The organism is Pedobacter sp. TM02, assembly GCF_059705275.1.
The window spans coordinates 2,755,811-2,771,653 of record NZ_AP046530.1 but is presented as its reverse complement, the minus strand read 5'-3'; the positions used below and the strand labels follow the sequence as shown (position 1 = coordinate 2,771,653).

Below are 15,843 nucleotides of genomic sequence, written 5' to 3'. Positions count from 1 at the left end.
TGGATATTGCCCGGATGTAAATGTTCTAAAACGTTACAAAAAGGCATTCTGAAAAGTGCTAAAAAAAAATGTCACCAACTTTGGTGACATTTTTTTCGCATCAAATAAATAAATAAAAAGTCTTTATTACTTATCCTGTTACTCTAACGTTGCTTGCTTCAGGGCCTTTTTTGCCGTCTTTAACTTCAAATTCAACTTGTTGGCCTTCTTTTAAAGATCTTAGTCCTGAAGATTGAATGGCAGAATGGTGGCAAAAAATATCTTTACCGCCTTCCTCTGGTGTGATAAAACCAAAGCCTTTTGCATCGTTAAACCATTTTACTGTACCTGTCATAATTTGTTTTTATTAAATTGAATAGTGAAGATAACGATTTCGATATAAAAGCCTAAAAAAAAATAACACAATTACATTTAAACTATATAAAGCCTAGCAGAAAACCGTTTTTTAAAATCATTTGGAAAAGCTTGGCCTGGCTTTTTTCGGATATGGTGCTCTGATAATATAAATAGCTGTGCAACAGTTTTTTTAAATAAAAAGGTGCAGCCATAAGACTGCACCTCACAAAAAAACTCCCTCAAGTAGATTCTACTCTTATTACTTATACGTTTGATTTGGGGAAAAGGTTTCCAAAACACCAAAATATTTATAGCTATTTTGTTTAATCAGGCAAAATTAACCTAATCTCCTCATCGCCAATGCTGATGGTACGTTCCTTGTAAAGGCCGCCGATGGCTTTTTTGAAGGCGCTCTTGCTGATTTGGAAACGTTCGTAAATATCTTCTGGAGAGCTTTTGTCGCCCAACGGGAGTTTGCCGCCTGCTTCCCTCAAAGCTTTGAGGATAACGTCCTTAGTTTCTAAAATGTGACCATAGCCCATCGGTTGCAGGCTTAAATCTATTTTATTGCCGATACGGATTTTCTTGATCCATCCCTTCCGCTGGTCGCCGGGCAGTAAATGGGCAAAAAGCTCGTTGTGGTATAAAAGGCCGATGTACCTGTTGTTGATGATGGCATTATAGCCCAAATCGGTTTTTTCGCTGATGAGCAGGCTCACTTCGTCGCCTTCTTCAAAATCAAATTCTTCTTCCTCAATAAACCTGTCGAGCCTCGACGAGGCCATGAGGCGCCTATCATCGTCAAGGTGCAGGTACACTACATAGCCCTCGCCTTTGTGCATAGGCCTCTTTTGCTCACGCACAGGTACATACACGTCTTTGCCGATGCCCAAGTCCAAAAAAGCGCCGTTCTCGCCCGAATCAACCGCAACGAGGTAAGCAAAATCGCCTACTTCTGCAAAGGCATCCTGGGTTGTGGCCATCAAATCGCCTGTTTTGCTGGCGTAAACGAATACTTCGAGGTTATCGCCCACCTGCACGTTTTTGGGTACTTCGCCAAAGGGCAGCAAAACTTCGCTGTTGCCGTCTGATAGGCTTAGGCCAGCTGCATTCTTGCCCACTATCCTTAAGGTATTGTATCTTCCTATTTCCATGTTTAAAATTAGTTAAGCCATTTTCTTCAATAGCTGTTGTGGCAAAGTTAAGGATATTTAACCGCTATGCCGCTTTAAAATTATTGGCACGTTAATTTGCAGGATAGAAAAAATAATTATTTTAGGTGCATAACTGAAAACTTAAAAATCAATTAATGAATAATTCTATTCCTACTTTTTTCCTTGGCGATGAATATTTTATCGATGAGAAGGTCAACTTTTTGAAGTTTACGAACGAATACAAGGTATACAACGAGCAGGGCGCACAAATCGGGATCATCAAGCAGCGCATGAGCGGCTGGCACAAGTTCCTCACTTTGCTCATCAATAAAGGCATGATGCCTTTCCACCTGGAAATAACCGATGTAAACGATCAGTTGCAGGCCACCATTAGCAGGGGATGGACATTTTGGATGTCGAAAATTACGGTTGCCGACCCGGCAGGAATAGAGATTGGCCTCATCAAACAAAAATTCAAGTTCTTTAAACCTACTTTTACCATTAATGATGCAGCCACAGGCGAAAACATTGCGCAGATAACCGGCGACTGGAAAGCCTGGAACTTTGTCATCAAAGATGCCAAGGGAATCGAAATGGGCAAAATCAGCAAAAAATGGGCGGGTGCATTAAAGGAAATCTTTACCACGGCCGATAAATACAACGTGTCTATCGACCCCAATTATGCAGAAAACAAACAAAAGGTAGCTATTGTGGCCACGGCCATTACCATTGACATGGTGCTGAAAGAGAGCAAATAGGCAGCAGGGTTCTGATTCTTCGAGCAAAAATAGCTTTTGCAGCGTTATTTTGACGATTTTGGCCAAACATTATCGAAAAAACAGTTGTTGTCATGATAGTTTTTACAAATAACTGAGCCATGCATACAAAAACAACAGAAAAGCCAGCAAAAGCAACAACAGATTTGTCGAGTAAAGTTGCGCAAGAACCCCAAAGCGCTCACGCTACTCCGGTAGTAGAAAAATATGTAGAAAAACGTAAGGATAAGGCTGAAGAGCAAAGCCAGAAAGAGCAGGAAAATGCTCCTCAAACCAAAACGGTTTGGGATGAGTGGGTGAGCTACAGATACGCCATTCTCTAAGTTAAGGAGACTTGCGAGGCTTTTCGAGCTTCGCAAGTCCTGTTTCTAAACTTTGCAGGTCTTTATTTGGCGCTTCGCTCTGGCTCATAATGCAGCCCTGGCGATAACCAATACAACAAAATCATTCTAGAATAACGATAGTTTAGTGGCGAAAATACCAAGGTAGAGCCGAAAAGCAGGGCTACAAAATACCAGAGGTTTTCATATTCCAGTTTAAGCCCTAAAATATAGGCCGCAACGCTGATCGTTACCATTTCGGCCACATTCATGGCGTAGCTCACAAACATCGATACATAGAAATATCCAGGTTCGCGCTCAAACTTCAATTGGCAATGCGGACAGAATTCGTTCATTTTTTGGGCCCTAAAGCCGTAGGTAGCACCCGTAAATACTTTGCCAACCCTGCAACGCGGGCATTTTGCATTGGCAAAGCCATGCCATTGAGAGATGTATAGTCCTTTGGTGTCTTTATTTTGTTCCATGTGGTGTTGTATTTAATTTTCTGAATTTTTCGGGCGTAATGCCTTCATATTTTTTAAAAAACTTGATGAAATAAGATTGATCGGCAAAATTGAGCCTGGTTGCTATTTCGGCTACCATCAAATCGAGGTTGATGAGCAGACGCTTCGCTTCCAAAATAACACGTTCTCTGATCAACGTACCTGCCGATTGGCCCAAAAAATCGTTGCAAAGCGCATTTAAGTGGTTGGGCGTGATGTAAAGCAGGCTTGCGTACTGTTTGGGTAGCCTTAATTGGGCATAATTCTGATCGATAAGGCGCTGAAAATTTTTCAAGAGCGTGTGGTTGTACGAACTGCCTGGTGCGGTATGCATAATGTTGGTGCTTCTGGCCACTTCTATAAACATCCGAAGCAACAAAGTCTTCACCAAATCGTCGTTAATGGGCTTTTCGTTTTGGCCTTCTTTTAAAATATCCTCAAAAATGGCTACCAGTTTGGCCTGCGTTTCAGCCGGCAGCAAAATAACCTGAGAGTCGGGCTGACCGTTAAAAAAGCTGAAGTTTTCGAGGTAGTTGGGCTGCAGCAAAAAGCTGCTCAAATAATCGCTAGAAAAATTGATGATATAGCCATCAGGCGCGGTTTCAAAATCCCAGCTGTGTACCTGTCCTGGCACCATAAAATAAATCAGACCAGGTTTTACGCCAAAGCGTTTAAAGTCGATCTGTTGGCTGCCGCTGCCTTGCGTAAAAAAAACAAGGTGGAAAAAAGAGTGGCGGTGCGCCGAATGCAGGTGCTGATGTTGCTGAGCATAATGGCCAAAACGGCTGACCAGAATGCCATCATTCTTGTAGGCCTTGAAGTTTTGGATATCATAAACAGGAATATCATTTTTCATATACAAAGATACCGGTTTCGTAAACGCCAGCAAAGGTGTTATCTCTACTAAAAATGGTACTTTTTACTTTTTGTATATGTTTTTATATCTCCATATTGCTAAAAAATGGCTAGGTAAAGGTAAAATCTATGGCTTCGCTATTTTGTTGGATAATGGTTAGCGGTATAGCCTTTGCCGGAAACCGACTTTGGTACGAGAGGATCAGGTTCATAATATAATCGTTGGATGGATAGGGCTCCATGGCAGATTTAAGGCTTTCTAAATCGTTTACATCGACATGGTTCGAAATATAGCCCATTCCGTAAAATTTACCTTTTTCTACCCAAATGCAACTCTGCTCATCATCGGTACGACCTTGGTCAACCAATATAAACGATGGCAAAAGATCTTGTAGCTGTTTAATGGCTTGGTTTACGCGGTAATTATAATCTTCGGGGGCTTCCTCGCCAACACAGGCACCATTGCATTGTCCGTTGGCGTGATGCGTGCAGGCGTGCTTAAGGGTTTGGATAAAACAGAGTTTTTCGCAGAGCGAATGTTGCTCAACCAGTTTTCTCAAGAGTTCGTGTCCTTCAAGAAGATAGTTGAAGCTATACAGTGCATGGCTGTCTTTGCGATGCTTATCTATGCCCAGACGGATATAGCCATTTTGGTCTTCGAAATGATAAAGCGAATACTTTTGCTCGAAGCGCTTCATGGCGCGGTTGTTGGGCGGCCATAGTTTTTTGATTTCACTAGCCTCTAAAATAAAGGCCATGAGCTCGGTACCACAGCTTACAAAGTCGATATGGAAAATGCTTTTCAGAAAATTTTGCCGTTGCTGGCTGATGCTATGGCCCGTAAAATGCGTACAGACGCGTTTTTTGAGCTGTTTGGCCTTGCCTACATAAACTACTTTGCCTTTTTCGTCTTTAAAATAGTAAACGCCAGGGGTGTTGGGCAGCTTATCTATGGCTTCGCGCAACAAATTAGGGGGCAAAACCTGTTCGCGAGAACCTTTTTTCAAAGTATCGGCAATTACGCCAGCGTGGTCTTCGCTTACAATCAGGCCCAGCAAAGTAGCCGTAGCTTCGGCGTCGCCGGCTGCCCGGTGGCGGTTGTTGATGGCAATATTCAGGGTTTTGCACAGCTTGCCCAAGCTATAAGAAGCCAAGCCTGGAAAAACCTTGCGACTTAGCCTAACGGTGCAAAGTTTTTTTACCAGTAGTTGATGGCCACAGGCTTCGAGGTGATGACGCACAAAAGAGTAATCAAAATTGACGTTGTGCGCCACAAAAATCTTGTCGTGCAGCAATTCGTAAATATGATCGGCCACTTCCCTGAAATCGGGTGCATCGGCTACCATGTCGTTGTTAATGCCGGTTAGGGCTTGGATGTGCATCGGGATGGGCTGATGCGGATTGATGAGCGTTTCAAAACTGTCTACCACCTCTTCGCCATTATGAATATAGATGGCAATTTCTGTAATGCCGTGTGCGGCAGCATAGCCTCCGGTGGTTTCAATATCGACAACTGCGTATAACATTTCTGATTTGTGTTGAAACAAATATATGCTAAAAAAATTAGTAAACAAAGTTTTTCGAAATGGCCTTTGTCCAAAACGTTCAGTAGGCCGGAGGCAGATGCCAATGGCAACGAATGCCACCAGACAGTGCATTGGATTCAGCATGCTGTTTGGTTCTTGCCAGCGATTATGGCCAAGGCGCAATAAAAAATTCAATCCGAACATACTAAAATGCTTCTTCGAGCGTCTTTGTATGGAGAGCGTTAATTTAGATGACGGGGATAGGGCTTAGGCCTTCTATCTCCGTCTCTTTTTTAGAGCTATTCGGAGTAAAAAAAAGATTTTATTTTTTGCGATAATTAGAAAAAATAACCGTCTATTTGTTGCGAGAGCGTTAATTTAGATAACGGGGATGGGACTTCTAGTCTTGTCCCCGTTTCTTTTTAGGCATAAAATACACATTATTAGGTATTTTGTTGTCCATCATCAATGTTTATCTTTACTGTTCATCATCAAAGTATGCCACAGAAATCCATCGCCTTTTTATTTTTTATACCGTTTTTATTGTTCTCTTTTGCCTGGGAGCAAGTAAAAATAAGCCCAAATGTGTCGGTAGCCTTTCCCAAAAAACCCGAAAAGAAAATAATCGAGGGCAAGGAAATTTGGATAGCCGAGCTCGATTCGACAGTCAAAATGTTTGTTGTCATAACCGATTTCGAAAAACAGGGTGTCGATGCAAAAAAAATGGCCGAATTGCTCAAAAAGGCAAAGACTTATACAGATCTGAAGAATGGATTTGTGTTGGGGGCCGGCAATGCGGTTGCGCTTAAGGACTCCATCTGCACCTTTAAAGGCAAGCCTGCCTATTACCTTAAAATGGATATGCGCGGCGAGAAAGAAGACCTGAACAAGTCGCAATTAATGAATGTTTTTGTAGGTGCCAAAATGTATGGGCTTTGGTTTCTGGAAAAGAACGGCACCAGCCATGAGGCTGAAAAGCTTAAGTTTTGGAATTCGTTGTCCATCAAATAAAAAAAATCAGCCGTTGTACAATAAAGTTTTTAAACGAACGTCTATATATTCGAGAGCGTTAATTTAGATGACGGGGATGAGGCTTAGCTTTATCCCCGTTTCTTTTTTTAAAGTACAGCCAGCAAAGCGGAAACAGGCAGATCAGCCCTAAAATAAAGCCTCCCAAAGTATCGGTAAACCAGTGGGCGCCCAAATAAATCCTAGAGGGGGCAATCATCACCACCAAAAAAGCCGAAATAACCGTAACCACGCGACGTGTGGCTTGGGGAATGTTTTTTAAATGGCGCATCAGAATAATGAGGAAGCCAAAAAAGAGCACATAAGAAAGCACATGTCCGCTCGGAAAGCTCTGAAACCGGTTTATTTCTACCAAACGCACATAGAACTCGGTTGGCCTGGGGCGATCTACGTAGTTTTTGACCACTAGAATAAGCAATCCCGAAAAAAGGATCTGGGCAATAAAAAAGGCTTCCCGCTTGTATCGGTAATAATAAAAAATCAGCGCCACTATAATTACCGATAACAGGGAATAGGGCAGTTCGCCAAAGAAACTAATGGCCAGCATGATTTTGTCCAAGGTATCGGAATGGTATTTTTGCACGGCCAGCGAAATTCCGAGATCAAATTTTGGAATCGGATGGTGGGCCACAAAAATACTGAGCCCAACAAAACAGGCAATCAGCACAAAAAGCACGGTTAAGAGTAGGTTTCGTTTATACTGCATCAGAACTGGTGTTTAGTCAAAGCTAATCATTTATGCCGAAGCCATCCAACCAAAAACTTAAGCCGCTGTTTTGATCTTGGTTTTTATTCAATCGTCCTCACATAACCGTTGTACAGGATAATTCCCTGTTTGTTAGCCGTATAATAAACGCCGGCTTTTTGGGTGCTTGGTGCAATCAGCCAATCGGTCTGGTGCTGCTTTGTTATGGATTCGGTATAAGGCAGGGGCGTTTCTTGGGCCTGTAAGCCCAAAGAACAGTTAACCAAAAAGGCCAGGGTCAATATTTTTTTAAAGTTCATAGATGAGCTTATTTGCTGGCTCGGTAAATTACCGTTATTTCGTTGATGCCCGGTGGCGCTGTAGCTTTTAGCACTTTGAAACGAAGCTTGGCGGCCTTATAATGCTTGGCTAAACGGATTACTTTACAATCGCCCATAGGCTCGTCGCCGAGGTAAATGGTTTGCCACTGCCCATCTTGCAAGATGTCTACGCTGTACTGCTGGATGCGGGGTACCCTGATTTGCGAAAAGCCGTCTGCCAATTCCTTGGTATCCTGATATTCGAAAATACTGATTTTATTGAAGGCCTGGCTTGGGTCGAGTTCCATTTCTACGCTGGCCAAAGTATCTTTCGAAAGCCATTTGCTGTCTAGTTTGCCATCATTAATGGCACTGGCTGGAAAATGCCTGCCCTTTTCTTCGCCGGTACTGGTAGCGGTTGCCGGACGATTAAAAGAAATAAACTGGCCGTTTTTAGGCAGGGGTTTATTCGCCGAAAGACCCAGTCTTTTGCCCAGGCCGATCACTGCATCGGCTTCGTAGGCCCTAATGCGGCCAGTTTGGTCGGGCGGTACGTTGATTACAAGGCTGTTATCGTTGTCGGTACACCAATAAAAAAGCTCTTCCAGTTCGTCAAGGTCCCTGGTAGGCAATTGCGCCGATTTTTGGAACCAATTCCAGCGCTTGCTCAAACACAGCGTATGTTCAAAAGGCAGGTAATAAGACTGACCATTATGCAGGTACTGTTTTTTGTCGAATTTGGTAATGAGCTTAGGGTCCCAGAGCCTGAAATCGGAAGGGAAATACTGAAAAAAGTATTTGTTGTCTTCGGTCATGTTCGAGGGCAAGGTAAAGTTTCTTCGGCCAGCTGTGCTCTCTATGGTATGGTTTACGCTCACCGCACAAGCGGGATTATACTTTTTAACCAGCCTGTAAAGCTGATCGATGCCCCAATCGTTAGGTTTCCTATCCCAGCCGCCATCAAGCCATAGTTCGCAAATATTGCCATAATTGCTAAACAGTTCGGTTAACTGGTTCAGCATGTAGTCTATATATTTTTGAGGGTTTTTGTCTTTGTAGCTTGGTTCGTGCCTGTCCCATAGCGAATAATAAATGGCGAACTGTATGCCATACTTCTTGCAGGCATCGGCCACTGCTTTAACCACATCGGTTTTTACCGGTGATGAAGCTACATCGTAATCGGTGTATTTGCTGTTCCACAAACAAAAGCCATCGTGGTGCTTGGTAATGAGCAGTACATACCTAAACCCGGCTTCTTTGGCTGTGCGCACCCACTGTTCGGGATCAAGCTTACTGGGGTTGTAGCTCGAAACGGGCAAGGTACCGTCAGACCATTCGGTTTCGTTAAAGGTGTTGATGCCGAAATGGATAAACATGCCATAGCCGCGCTTGATCATTGCTTTTTGCGCCAGGTTGGGCTTTGTGTCGGGAAGTTGTTGCTGCGCCTTGCCATAACTCAAACCAAGCAAGAGCAAGAAAAGCAGGAAGATTTTTTTCATAGGGAAGGTATTAATTTGCTAGGGCAATAAGTTTGGTAATTTTTAAAGTTAGTCGCATAAATGTTGAAATACTAGAAATAAATTTGCGTTTTATGGTTTTATATTAGCTACTTTAGTGGTTTTAAATGTAATTTATGGTAATTGTGGCTCTTTATGATGATGATGAATTGGTGAGTATGGTATTTAATGGCTGGCGTGCATGAGACCTGTTTTTGCCAAAATATTAGAAGGTTCAACAAATGAAGTCTACAAAACCAAGGTTGTAGATAGTCCGTATTTTTCAACTACATTCCATTTTCATGTCGAATGCCAGATGAGCTATATCGTTGAAAGTAGCGGGCGGAGGATTATTGGCGACAGCATAGGCACTTTTGAACACGACGAACTTACGTTTATCGGAGCCAACCTGCCTCATGTTTGGTATAACGACGAACGGTATTTTGAGGCGGTAGAGCCTTCGTCTCACGCACGTTCGGTAACCTTGTTTTTCGATTCGGATAAGCTAATAGCCGCTTTTGAGGGTATGGTTTCCATGCAGAAACTTAAATCTATCTTGCAAATTGCACAACGGGGGATGAAATTTTTTGGGCAAACCAAAGATAAACTCAAAGCACTGCTGCTGCAAATGGCAGCCCAGGAGGAAGGCATTGAGCGGATGATCCTTTTGCTTAAAATCCTCGACACCTTGTCAAATGCCGAAGAGTACGAATTGCTGTCGGGTTTGGGCTACACCAATAATTACCAGCTTAAGGACAACAATCGTATGGATAAAGTATTCAAATACGTGTTTGCCAATTTTTCGGATGAGATCCAGCTGGATACCGTATCGGCGCTGATCAACATGAACAAGCAGGCGTTTTGTCGCTATTTTAAGAGTCGCACGCAAAAAACCTTCGTAGAATTTGTGAACGAAGTACGGATTAGCCATGCTTGCAAGCTGATGGCCGATGGTGAACAACAGATCAGCAGCCTGGCCTACGCATGCGGTTTTAACAGCTTATCTAATTTTAACCGATTTTTTAAGGAGGCCAAGGGCATTACCCCACGCGAATACAAGAAAATAATGGCCGATAATAAATTGGCTGCTTATCAATAATTTTGGGTACACAAATAAAAGCCCAAAGGTAGGGCTTTTATTTAGCGCTGTTCCATATCGCTGGCGGAATGGCATCTTCGCAAGGACATTTGGCCTTGTTTACTATAATCAGCTTGATAGACGATGAAATCTGTGTGGCATATTCTTTAAAGCCTTCGTCATTCATGGTACTTCTGGCATAGGCCGCGGCCGCGCAAAACGACCAAAGCTGGGCATCTTTTTTATCGGTAAGCATTTTGGCTTTATAGCGCTCGGCCATGGCCGAGTAGGTTTTGTATTGCTCATTACTGCTGCTTTCGCTGGTGCTACTCAGCTTGAGGGTGTAGCGGCTGCTCGAAACGTTGGCCTTGAAAGTCTGTATGGTTTGCGGGTCCATTACCTCGATGCGGTAGTCTATTTTTGAAGTTGGATGGATAAAGCTGAAAATATTATCCGATACCTTGGTGTAAATAGAGGTCCGGTTAGGTTCAATCAAGGTCAAGGTGTTGCTTTCAAAATTAATGGTTACCGTGTAATAGCCATCGGCGGTAGTGTATTGGCCTGAGGTTGGCTTGATTTGCCCCTTTGTTACACCGTATACGGCAATTAATACTAGGATGAAAAGCGCTCTCATGGACATTGTGCTTTTTTGCTGTTGGCGTCGGCAAAGTTGTTGGCATCGTTGCAACCATAGGTCCGCGCATAGTATTCCCAATTTCTTTTGCAGGTTGCAGAGAGCCTATTTGGAATTTCTATGGTGTTTTTTCTGCCAGTAGGACAAGTGTAGGTGTAGGTATAGGTAGAATTGTCGACCTTTTTGGTTTCTTCTTCGGGCTTTTCTTCAAAAAGCTCACAACCCATTGCCAATACGGGAAGTGCAAAGGCAAAGAGTAAAAATTTTTTAGTTTGTTCCATGTTCAGATTATTTGTTTGTCAAAACTAACCGTATCGCAGCAACGGGTAAATACTTAATTTTAGGTATTTTTTCTTTAAAGTGCATTTAAAGCCAAATGGAGCGGGTTTTTAGTAGGGCTTGTTGAAGGCGTTTGATGGAGTAAAGGCAGGGTTGATTAGAAAAAATGAGGCTTAATGCTATATTTGTTTCAGATCAAACAGGATGCGATTAGATACCTTTACCGATAGCCAATTAGTTGGGTTGCTAAAAGAAGACAACCGCGACGCTTTTACCGAAATCTACCATAGGTATAGCCAGGATTTAGCACGTTATACGGTGGCCAGTTCGAGGCTGCACGATTTGGACGAAGCGAGTGATATTTTGCACGACCTCTTTGTATGGCTATGGGAGAAACGGCAACAGCTGGATACCGAAATGCAACTTAAAAGCTACCTCTATGCGGCAACCCGCCATAGGATTATCGATCATATCCGAAAAAACAGCCATCATCAGCGTTATGCGGCCTTTTTGCAGGCCTTAGCTACCAGCTATGCCCAAAGCGCCGATCAGCAACTCGAAGCAAAGGAACTGCAAAAAACATTGGAAGATTCGTTGGCCAAGCTGTCGCCACGCATCCAAGAAATTTATCGCTTAAGCAGACACGAGCATCTCAGCGTAAAACAAATAGCCGAAAAGCTGGGAATTACTGAACAAACGGTCAAAAACCAGCTGACTACAGCACTCAAATATCTCAAAGAAGCCCTGCCGGTACTGGCTTTTTTGTTAATGAAATAGCTCGATTTTGTCGACGACTAAATTTTTTTCATTTTCTGATAGTACCAATGCTAACTTCATACGCTAATAGGGAAAGGCGTTTATGAAAATCGATCAATTATTAGACAAGTACCTTAAAGGCGAAGCGAGTTTGGAAGAACAGCAGCTGGTTGAACGGTGGCTGGAAAATCCGGACCAGGCCGCTACCGTTTGGAACCAGCTCGATGCCGGCAGCCAAGACGAATGGCTACAAAAGCTCTATCGCAGGATAGCCCATACCATTGATGCCGAAAACAAAAAGACAATCAAATTTAAAAGCTGGTTCAAAGTAGCGATGGCCAGTGCAGCCGTATTCGCTGGCTTTTTGCTGGCCTTGTTGCTCTGGCCGAAACAAAAACAACCGACAGCCATGGCCAGCTGGACTACCGTTGGCGCAGCCACAGGCGAAAAACATTACGTCATGTTGGAAGACAGCAGCAGCGTATGGCTCAATAGTGGCGCAAGCATCAGATACAACACTGCCCCGGGCCATAAAAACAGGGAAGTATACCTCAGTGGCGAAGCCTATTTTGATGTCAAACATCTTCCACAAAGGCCTTTTATGGTACATACGGGCAAAATAACCACTACGGTATTGGGTACCGCCTTTAACATCAGTACCGATAAATTGGGCAACCAGGTAAAGGTTGCTGTAACCCGTGGCAAGGTGCAGGTTGCCAAAGAGGGCGAAGTATTGGGGCTGTTAATGCCCAATCAGCAAATTGTTTACGAACGGCAACACCAAAGCCATGTGCAGCGCAACATAGATACCGAGGTCGTGCTGGACTGGCTGCCCGATGACCTGTATTTTGACAACATCACCTTTGGCGAAGCTGCACTGGCCCTGGCAAAACAGTACGATGTGCAAATCAAATTTAGCAACGAAAAGCTAAAGAACTGCCGTTTCACCGGTACAATCAAAAAAGATAAAACCCTAGACCAGGCCCTCAGGGTGATATGCGAATTTAACAAGGCCACTTACAAGATCAAAAACAATACCGTTACCATTTTTGGTACCGGATGCGAATAACCAACCTACCTAAAATACGAACCAGAAAAGAAGATAGAAGCCCCAAAAGGGATGGCAAGGCCATAAAAACTGCGAACCGACGGCAATCGGCCCGCAGGTTTCCTGAAAACAGGATGTTTTAAATCATTTTGACAATCAATAAAACTTTTAAAAATATGAAATTTTCTGCAAAACAGCAGCAAGGTTTGGCTTGGCATGGCTCAGATTCGTTCCGCTTTGTCTCGCCTTTGATGATACAATTTATGCGCATTAGCTTATTAATATTTGTTTTTTCATTTGTCGGGCTGCAGCTGCTTTTTGGCTTGACGCTTAAAAGCCAAGACATAAAGGCAACGCCGGTAACAGTGGGACTGAACAACGAACCGATACACAAGGCGCTCAAAAGAATAGAGAAACAAACCCAGTTCCGATTTTTTTATAGAAAAGACGATATCAAGGCCATGCCTGTTTTAAGTCTGCCGCCAGCCAGCAGAACGGTAGAACAAACCTTGGCTGAGATTTTTCAGCAAAGCGATTTTACTTTTAGGCAGGTAGAAGACAACATCCTGATCGAAAAGAAAAAAATAGGGCAGGCAGCCGAAAGGAGGCTTACAGGTAAGGTTTTCATAGAAAATACCAAAGATCCTGCCATGTACGTGCTCGTTGAGTTTTTAAACAAGGCCGATTCGGCCCTGATTGGCCATGGCTATACCGATACCACGGGTACCTATAATATTTTGGCCAAGCCGGCTACGGCAACGATATTACGCGTTTCGGGTTTGGGCTATCAGGTTTATACCAGAGAGCTGCGCGATTCGGGCGAGCGGGTAGATGTAGAACCCGTTTATTTGAAGCCGAGCATCAACAGCTTAAAAGAAGTCACCATTTCTTCATCGAGACCCTTAATTCAGCGCAAGTCAGATCGTTTTGTAGTGAATGTGGCGAACAGTAGCCTGAGCATCAACAACACGGTTTGGGATGTGCTTAAACAGGTACCTTTGGTTAACGCCGACGATAATGGTTCATTGTCTATCTCTGCCAAGCAAGGGGCCATCATCTACATCAACGGACGCAAATCGAACCTGAGTGGACAGGCTTTGTTCAATTACCTTAAAAGCCTGCCCAGTGCAACGCTGAACAATGTTGAAATTATAACCACTCCGGGTAGCGAATTCGACGCATCGGGCAATGCCGGAATCCTGAATATTGTATTTAAAAAACGCGAAAGTGATGGATATCAAGGCTCTTTAGCCTTAACAGACCGTCAAGCCACCTATAATTCGCAACAGGTGAGTGGCGCGTTCAACTACCGCCAAAAAAGCCTGGGCATTAATGTTACTCCTTACCTTAACCGCGACAGCAAGTTCATCACCGAAAGACATGATTTCGATTTTAGAGGCGCGGCCACCAAGCAGCTCTTAAATTTGTCGGCATTAGACAGAGCCGAGTTCCGTACTTACTATGGTGGCAATTTGGGCGTAGAATACGGTATTGGCAAAAAACAGGTACTGGCGGCTACGCTCAACTATAATCCGAACCGTCAAACTTTAAATTGGGTCAACCACAACAGCTTTATCAACAAAACAACCCGTCAAACCGATTCGAGCTTCGTTTTTACCAATAATAGCAAAATCAAAGGCCATTCGTTAGATGCCGGCCTCAACTATAGTTTCGACCTCGATACCTTAGGGCAGCGCTTAACGGCCAGCGCCGATTATTTCGAATACAGCAACAACACCAACCAACGCACCTATGCCACGGTTGTAGAAACCAACGAAGTAAGGCGAAACGAAATTGCTGTTTTGCCACAACAGATTAAAAACTACACTTTTGCGCTCGATTATAAACTGCCCATTGGCAACCAAGTCAAGTTGAAATTAGGAGCAAGGTCTTTTAATACGGCTACCGAAAACAATTTGTATTATGCCGTAGCCAACGCAGGTGGCACTTATGTAAAAGACGAATTGCGGAGTACCAACTACGCCTATAATGAACAGATCAACGCGGCTTATGCCAGCGCCGATTTTAGTTTGGGCAAGCAATGGGGCCTAACCACTGGGCTTAGGCTCGAACAATCGAGCACCAAAGGCAGGGAAACGATCAAAGATGAAGTGGCGGTAGATAAGGATTACCTGAATTTGTTTCCTACGCTAGCCGTTAACTATGCGCCAAACACAAACCATAATTTTTCGTACACCCTTTCCAAAAGGATAGAGCGTCCCGATTTTTGGCAGCTCAATAACCTGCGGGTTTATAATAATCCCACGCAGTACGCCGAAGGTAATCCCTTTTTGCAGTCGTCTTATATTTTAAAGAACGAACTGAGCTATACCTTAAAAGGCGCCTATATCTTTTTGCTGAGCAATGCCCATATTACCAATAGCTTTTCGCAGTTTTTGCTGGCCAACAACAGCAATAACATTACCAGGATCGTATGGCTCAATTATGGAACTGGCAATATAGCCGACCTTACCTTTATTGCCAATTTTAAAATAGGCAGCCGAATCAAATCGTCGCTAACACTGGCCGGCAACTATACCAGCTACAAGGGGCAGGCGGCCGATGAACCGATTGACAACAGCGGTTTTTCGGGGAGCGTTAAAATGAACAATTCGATTATCCTTTCGCAAAAGGGCCAGTTTTCGGCCTTTGTTAACATCAACTATCTCGCACCCGTTGTGGCCGATATTGGCGAAGGCAGCAGGGGCATGGCCAGGGGAGACCTTGGCATCGGTTTCAGAAAAACAGTGCGACAGTTTGTGTTTACCCTATCGGGTGCCGACTTGCTCAAAACATCGGCCAACAAATCGATAATTAATTCGAGGTATGCCATTACCAACAACAACAATTATTGGGATGCCAGAAGCGTTTCTTTCAACATCAGGTATAATTTTGGCAACAGCAAGCTCCAAAAAAACAAGCCTAACGAAAATGCAGCGCAGGAAATTATGCAGCGTACCGGCATCTAGTCATTGGTATTGTAATAGTGAAAGGCCAGCGATTATGCGTTGGCCTTTTTGCTTGGATCATAAAACCGTTAAAAGCATC

The 15,843-nt window shown here is 43.5% G+C and carries 17 protein-coding genes; 7 read left to right on the top strand and 10 right to left on the bottom strand.

Annotated elements, in window-relative coordinates; all coding sequences use genetic code 11:
- Nucleotides 1-130: 130 nt before the first annotated feature.
- A complete protein-coding gene (locus AC6H1S_RS11795; RefSeq protein WP_199139091.1) occupies nucleotides 131-334 on the bottom strand; it encodes a cold-shock protein in 204 nt (67 codons plus the stop codon).
- A gap of 325 nt (nucleotides 335-659) precedes the next feature.
- Nucleotides 660-1,490, bottom strand: a complete 831-nt coding sequence (locus AC6H1S_RS11790; protein WP_497563735.1) for a CvfB family protein — start codon at nucleotides 1,488-1,490, stop codon at nucleotides 660-662.
- 155 nt (nucleotides 1,491-1,645) lie between these two features.
- Between AC6H1S_RS11790 and AC6H1S_RS11785 the strand changes: the two genes are divergently transcribed.
- Nucleotides 1,646-2,248, top strand: a complete 603-nt coding sequence (locus AC6H1S_RS11785) for an LURP-one-related/scramblase family protein (protein WP_199139095.1) — start codon at nucleotides 1,646-1,648, stop codon at nucleotides 2,246-2,248.
- Between the two features lie 119 nt (nucleotides 2,249-2,367).
- A complete protein-coding gene (locus AC6H1S_RS11780; RefSeq protein WP_199139097.1) occupies nucleotides 2,368-2,589 on the top strand; it encodes a hypothetical protein in 222 nt (73 codons plus the stop codon).
- Nucleotides 2,590-2,651: 62 nt separating this feature from the next.
- On the opposite strand, the gene AC6H1S_RS11775 is transcribed toward AC6H1S_RS11780, so the two are convergent.
- The 3 genes from AC6H1S_RS11775 to AC6H1S_RS11765 all read right to left on the bottom strand — a co-directional run bounded on the left by AC6H1S_RS11775 (nucleotide 2,652) and on the right by AC6H1S_RS11765 (nucleotide 5,470).
- Complete coding sequence (locus AC6H1S_RS11775; protein ID WP_199139099.1) at nucleotides 2,652-3,071, bottom strand: DUF983 domain-containing protein; 420 nt, start codon at nucleotides 3,069-3,071, stop codon at nucleotides 2,652-2,654.
- Entirely contained in the window at nucleotides 3,058-3,945 is an 888-nt protein-coding gene (locus AC6H1S_RS11770; protein WP_199139101.1) for an AraC family transcriptional regulator, read from the bottom strand. The genes AC6H1S_RS11775 and AC6H1S_RS11770 overlap by 14 nt, the downstream gene beginning before the upstream one ends.
- 109 nt (nucleotides 3,946-4,054) lie before the next feature.
- Nucleotides 4,055-5,470 carry an exonuclease domain-containing protein gene (locus AC6H1S_RS11765; RefSeq protein WP_497563734.1) on the bottom strand — a complete coding sequence of 472 codons (1,416 nt, stop codon included), beginning with the start codon at nucleotides 5,468-5,470 and terminating at the stop codon, nucleotides 4,055-4,057.
- A 498-nt stretch (nucleotides 5,471-5,968) separates the two neighbouring features.
- Here AC6H1S_RS11765 and AC6H1S_RS11760 point away from each other — a divergent pair, with 498 nt between their 5' ends.
- The gene (locus tag AC6H1S_RS11760) at nucleotides 5,969-6,481 is read left to right on the top strand and encodes a hypothetical protein (protein WP_497563733.1); all 513 of its coding nucleotides are present in this window, start codon (nucleotides 5,969-5,971) and stop codon (nucleotides 6,479-6,481) included.
- A 58-nt stretch (nucleotides 6,482-6,539) separates the two neighbouring features.
- Here the strand turns inward: AC6H1S_RS11760 and AC6H1S_RS11755 are convergent, their stop codons facing one another.
- The 3 genes from AC6H1S_RS11755 to AC6H1S_RS11745 form a co-directional block, all read right to left on the bottom strand.
- The gene (locus AC6H1S_RS11755) at nucleotides 6,540-7,205 is read right to left on the bottom strand and encodes a phosphatase PAP2 family protein (RefSeq protein ID WP_497563732.1); all 666 of its coding nucleotides are present in this window, start codon (nucleotides 7,203-7,205) and stop codon (nucleotides 6,540-6,542) included.
- Between the two features lie 83 nt (nucleotides 7,206-7,288).
- Nucleotides 7,289-7,504: a hypothetical protein gene (locus tag AC6H1S_RS11750; protein ID WP_199139109.1), complete on the bottom strand. Its 216-nt coding sequence runs from the start codon at nucleotides 7,502-7,504 to the stop codon at nucleotides 7,289-7,291.
- 8 nt (nucleotides 7,505-7,512) lie between these two features.
- Nucleotides 7,513-9,003 carry an alpha-L-fucosidase gene (locus tag AC6H1S_RS11745; RefSeq protein WP_497563731.1) on the bottom strand — a complete coding sequence of 497 codons (1,491 nt, stop codon included), beginning with the start codon at nucleotides 9,001-9,003 and terminating at the stop codon, nucleotides 7,513-7,515.
- Nucleotides 9,004-9,202: 199 nt separating this feature from the next.
- Between AC6H1S_RS11745 and AC6H1S_RS11740 the strand changes: the two genes are divergently transcribed.
- Nucleotides 9,203-10,099, top strand: coding sequence for an AraC family transcriptional regulator (locus AC6H1S_RS11740; RefSeq protein WP_199139111.1), 897 nt, complete (start codon nucleotides 9,203-9,205; stop codon nucleotides 10,097-10,099).
- Between the two features lie 37 nt (nucleotides 10,100-10,136).
- Here the strand turns inward: AC6H1S_RS11740 and AC6H1S_RS11735 are convergent, their stop codons facing one another.
- Complete coding sequence (locus AC6H1S_RS11735; protein ID WP_497563730.1) at nucleotides 10,137-10,712, bottom strand: hypothetical protein; 576 nt, start codon at nucleotides 10,710-10,712, stop codon at nucleotides 10,137-10,139.
- Nucleotides 10,709-10,993 (bottom strand): hypothetical protein, encoded by a 285-nt coding sequence (locus AC6H1S_RS11730; RefSeq protein ID WP_199139113.1) that lies wholly within the window; start codon nucleotides 10,991-10,993, stop codon nucleotides 10,709-10,711. Before AC6H1S_RS11730 ends, AC6H1S_RS11735 begins: the two co-directional genes overlap by 4 nt.
- Before the next feature lie 202 nt (nucleotides 10,994-11,195).
- On the opposite strand from AC6H1S_RS11730, the gene AC6H1S_RS11725 reads away from it, so the two are divergent.
- The 3 genes from AC6H1S_RS11725 (at nucleotide 11,196) to AC6H1S_RS11715 (ending at nucleotide 15,764) form a co-directional block, all read left to right on the top strand.
- Nucleotides 11,196-11,768, top strand: coding sequence for an RNA polymerase sigma-70 factor (locus tag AC6H1S_RS11725; RefSeq protein ID WP_199139114.1), 573 nt, complete (start codon nucleotides 11,196-11,198; stop codon nucleotides 11,766-11,768).
- A gap of 82 nt (nucleotides 11,769-11,850) precedes the next feature.
- Complete coding sequence (locus tag AC6H1S_RS11720; protein WP_497563729.1) at nucleotides 11,851-12,816, top strand: FecR family protein; 966 nt, start codon at nucleotides 11,851-11,853, stop codon at nucleotides 12,814-12,816.
- A 155-nt stretch (nucleotides 12,817-12,971) separates the two neighbouring features.
- Nucleotides 12,972-15,764 (top strand): TonB-dependent receptor domain-containing protein, encoded by a 2,793-nt coding sequence (locus AC6H1S_RS11715; protein ID WP_497563728.1) that lies wholly within the window; start codon nucleotides 12,972-12,974, stop codon nucleotides 15,762-15,764.
- Nucleotides 15,765-15,843 lie beyond the last annotated feature (79 nt).